General features: G+C 51.2%; 3 protein-coding genes. All 3 read left to right on the top strand.

What is annotated here, in order from left to right:
- Positions 1-141: 141 nt before the first annotated feature.
- A complete protein-coding gene (locus ACI4WN_RS08630; protein ID WP_439777831.1) occupies positions 142-561 on the top strand; it encodes a MarR family transcriptional regulator in 420 nt (139 codons plus the stop codon).
- Position 562: 1 nt separating this feature from the next.
- Positions 563-1,948 (top strand): MDR family MFS transporter, encoded by a 1,386-nt coding sequence (locus tag ACI4WN_RS08635; protein ID WP_439777832.1) that lies wholly within the window; start codon positions 563-565, stop codon positions 1,946-1,948.
- 79 nt (positions 1,949-2,027) lie between these two features.
- Positions 2,028-3,674 (top strand): DNA polymerase (locus ACI4WN_RS08640; protein ID WP_439777833.1); only part of this gene is annotated, 1,647 nt, incomplete at its 3' end.

Genomic DNA, 3,674 nt, shown 5'->3' on the forward strand with positions numbered 1-3,674 from the left:
CAGTTGAGTAACTTCCTGTGCAATTCTTATAAAAAAACTCCCCAGCCTAGCAGCCAGCAGTACCCCCTCAAACAAATGTTAGGCATCTAACAAATCTTGTCCTATAATATTCGTTAGACTACTAACGAAAGGAGCACCAACTTGGAAAAAATCGAACCCATCCGCAAGCTCATCAAAGAAGCGGCCAAGAGCATCGACCAGCCTAAGCAAGTCGCCGCCAGCCTCCCCTTGACCCGGGTGCAGGTCCACGCCATCGACTTCCTGTCCAATCAGCCTGATTGCCAAGTCAACCAACACCAGTTTGATCAGGAAATGGGCGTACAGCGCTCGACCATCACCGTTATGCTGCAGCGCCTGGAGAAAAAGGGCCTGGTGACCCGCCTGCCTGATCCCGCTGACAAAAGGCAGAAGCTGGTCGCTTTGACGCCAGCTGGCAAGAACCTGGTGCCCAAGCTGAAAGAAGTCATCATCGACGATGATCTGCAGCTTAAGCACCAGTTCACCGATGACGAATTAGCAGCCACTCGCAAAGTTTTAATGTATATCAAACAAGAAGGGTAAAATGTCACACAAAACATCGAAAATACCAGGAAAAGTCTACGCAGCCATCACCGCCACCGGCCTCATGTCCTTTAGCGGGGTCTTGGTCGAAACCGCGATGAACGTCGCCTTTCCAACCTTAATGAAAGAATTTGTCGTTGCCACCAACGTCGTCCAGTGGATGACCTCCATTTACCTGCTGGTCATCTCCGTCATCGTGCCGCTGTCCGCCGTTTTAAAGTCCACTTTTAAGACTAAAAAGCTGTTCATCACGGCCAACTTGCTCTTTTTAGCCGGTCTTCTCATCGACGGCTTTGCGCCGAACTTTAGCCTGCTGCTGCTTGGCCGGGCCATCCAGGGTGCCGGGACCGGGATTGCGCTGCCCCTGATGTTCAACATCATCTTAGAGCAGGTGCCGCTGGACCGTATCGGGACGATGATGGGCTTTGGCAACCTGATTACCGGGATTGCCCCGGCCCTTGGGCCCACTTTTGGCGGGATCATCATCAACAGTCTGGGCTGGCGCTACGTCTTTTACTTCCTGGTTCCCTTGATCCTGATCTCCCTTTTCCTTGGTATCTACGGCATCCAGCAAAAGTCCAAGATCGTCAAGATCACGCCCGATGCCATCAGCATCGCCCTCATTGCCATCTTCTTTACCGGCATGATCTACGGCTTCAGCAAGCTGAGCGAATTTGGCGCCGAAACCATCATTTCGATCCTGCTCGCTATCATCGCAATTATTCTCTTGCTCAAGCGGTCCAGCCACTTAAAGCAGCCAATCTTGAATTTTGCCTTGCTAAAAAATCAGGCCTTCTCGGCCCACCTGTTAGGCTTCTTGCTGGTCCAGCTTTGCTCCTTAGGCAACGCCTTCTTGCTGCCTAACTACGTCCAGCTGGTTAACGGCAACACCGCTTTAGCTGCTGGCCTCTTGGTCATGCCAGCCGGGGTGGCCGGGGCCTTGATGAGCCTAGTCGGCGGCCACATGTACGACAAGTATGGGGCGAGAAAGCCAATCTTGACCGGGGTGGCCTTGATGGCAGCCGAAATCCTGGCTTTTGCGGCGATTTCCCTTCACATGAACAACCTGGAAATCTGTCTCATCTACATCCTTTACATGACCGGGATGGGGATGCTGATGGGCAACGTCATGACTGACGCCTTGGCCCAACTGGACCAAAAAGAGCAGTCCCAAGGCAATGCCTTCATGAACACCGTTCAGCAATTTGCCGGCGCCATCGGGACGTCCCTTACTTCCGCGATCGTCGCTCTCAGCCAAGGCGGCCATGCCACTAGCGCCAACACCGCTGCTGGTACCCAGCACGCCTTTATCTTCTTAGGCGTTTTGGTCGTTTGCCTCTTTGTGCTTTTTTACAAGGCAATTAAGCCTAGCGATCAGGCGAAATAGCTTAAGAATAGTCAAAAAACTGTTAGAATATCTAGTAGATATTTTGACAGTTTTTTTATTTTGAAGGATGAGCAAAAACATGACTAAAGACAAACTTCTCTTAATCGATGGCAATTCCGTCGCCTTCCGGGCCTTTTTTGCCATGTACCAGCAGCTGGACAAGTTTAAAAACGCTGAAGGCTTGCACACCAATGCCATTTACGCTTTTAAAAACATGCTGGATGTCGTTTTAAAGCAAGAAGCCCCAACCAAGGTACTAGTAGCTTTTGACGCGGGCAAGGTCACCTTTAGAACCGGCATGTACAAGGAGTATAAGGGCGGACGTGACAAGACTCCGGTCGAACTGTCTGAGCAGCTGCCTTACATCCGGGAAATGCTGAAGGACCTGGGGATCAAGAGCTACGAACTGGTCAACTATGAAGCCGACGATATCATCGGGACCCTGGCTAAAAAGGGGGCAGAAGCCGGGATGGAAGTCGCCGTCGTGTCCGGTGACAAGGACTTGACTCAGCTGGCTAGCGACCACGTCACGGTTTACGTGACTAAGTCCGGCGTCACTAAGCTGGAGGCTTTTACCCCAGAGCACATGAAGGAGGTTAACGGCGTTACACCGACTGAATTCATCGACATGAAGGCCCTGATGGGCGACCCATCCGACAACTACCCAGGCGTGGCCAAGGTAGGGCCAAAGACCGCTTCTAAGCTCATCCAGCAGTACCACAGCGTGGAAAATCTCTATGAACACGTTGGCGAAATGAAGAAGTCCAAGTTAAAGGAGAACCTGATTGCTGGCAAGGACAATGCCCTTTTGGGTAAAAAGCTGGCCACGATCAACTGCGATTCGCCGGTCGAAGTGACTTTAGATGATTTGACTTACTCTGGCCCTAACGTCGACGACCTCCGCCGCTTTTATGAAAAAATGAACTTTCGCCGCTTCTTGGCGGACTTGGCTAAGGCGGGCGAATTAACAGAAGAAACCACAGAAGTTAAAAAGCAAGAATACACGGTCTTAACGGCCAACACCTTAGGCGAAATTCCAGATTCTGACCACGCCGTCTTTTACCTGGCCATGCTGGGCGACAACTACCACGAAGCGCCTTTTGCCGGCTTTGCCCTGGAAATTGGCGACAAGACCTTCGTCAGCCGGGACGTGGAGTTGTTAAAAGAAGCCAAGCTCAAGTCCTTGCTCGAAGACCAGAATGTCCAAAAAGACGTCTTTGACTTAAAGCGGGTGACCTATGGTCTCTCCCGCCTTGGCATCCAGGCTGCCGGCATTACCTTTGATCTGCTCCTGGCGTCATACCTGGTTGACAATGAGAAAAATTCTAACGACCTAGGCGAACTGGTCAAGGGCTATGACTATTACGACTTAAAGTCCGATCTGGAAGTCTACGGCAAGGGCAAGAGTGCCAAGATTCCAGAAGACGACGAGGTCTTTTTCAACCACCTGGCCGGCAAGATTGCCGCCATCAAGGCCTTGAAGGCGCCGCTTTTGGCAAAATTAAAGGACCACGAGCAAGACGACCTCTTTGACACCATCGAAATGCCAACCGCCAAGGTCTTGGCCAAGATGGAATTAAACGGGATCAAGGCCGAACCAGCTAAGCTCAAGGAACTGGAAGATGACTTTGGAGAACGCTTGAAGGCTCTTGAAGAGAAAATCTACCAAGAAGCTGGCGAAGAGTTCAACATCAACTCACCAAAGCAATTAGGCGTGATCCTCTTT

Origin of the sequence: Lactobacillus sp. (assembly GCF_051893255.1) — a bacterium.
Taxonomy (GTDB): Bacteria; Bacillota; Bacilli; order Lactobacillales; family Lactobacillaceae; genus Lactobacillus.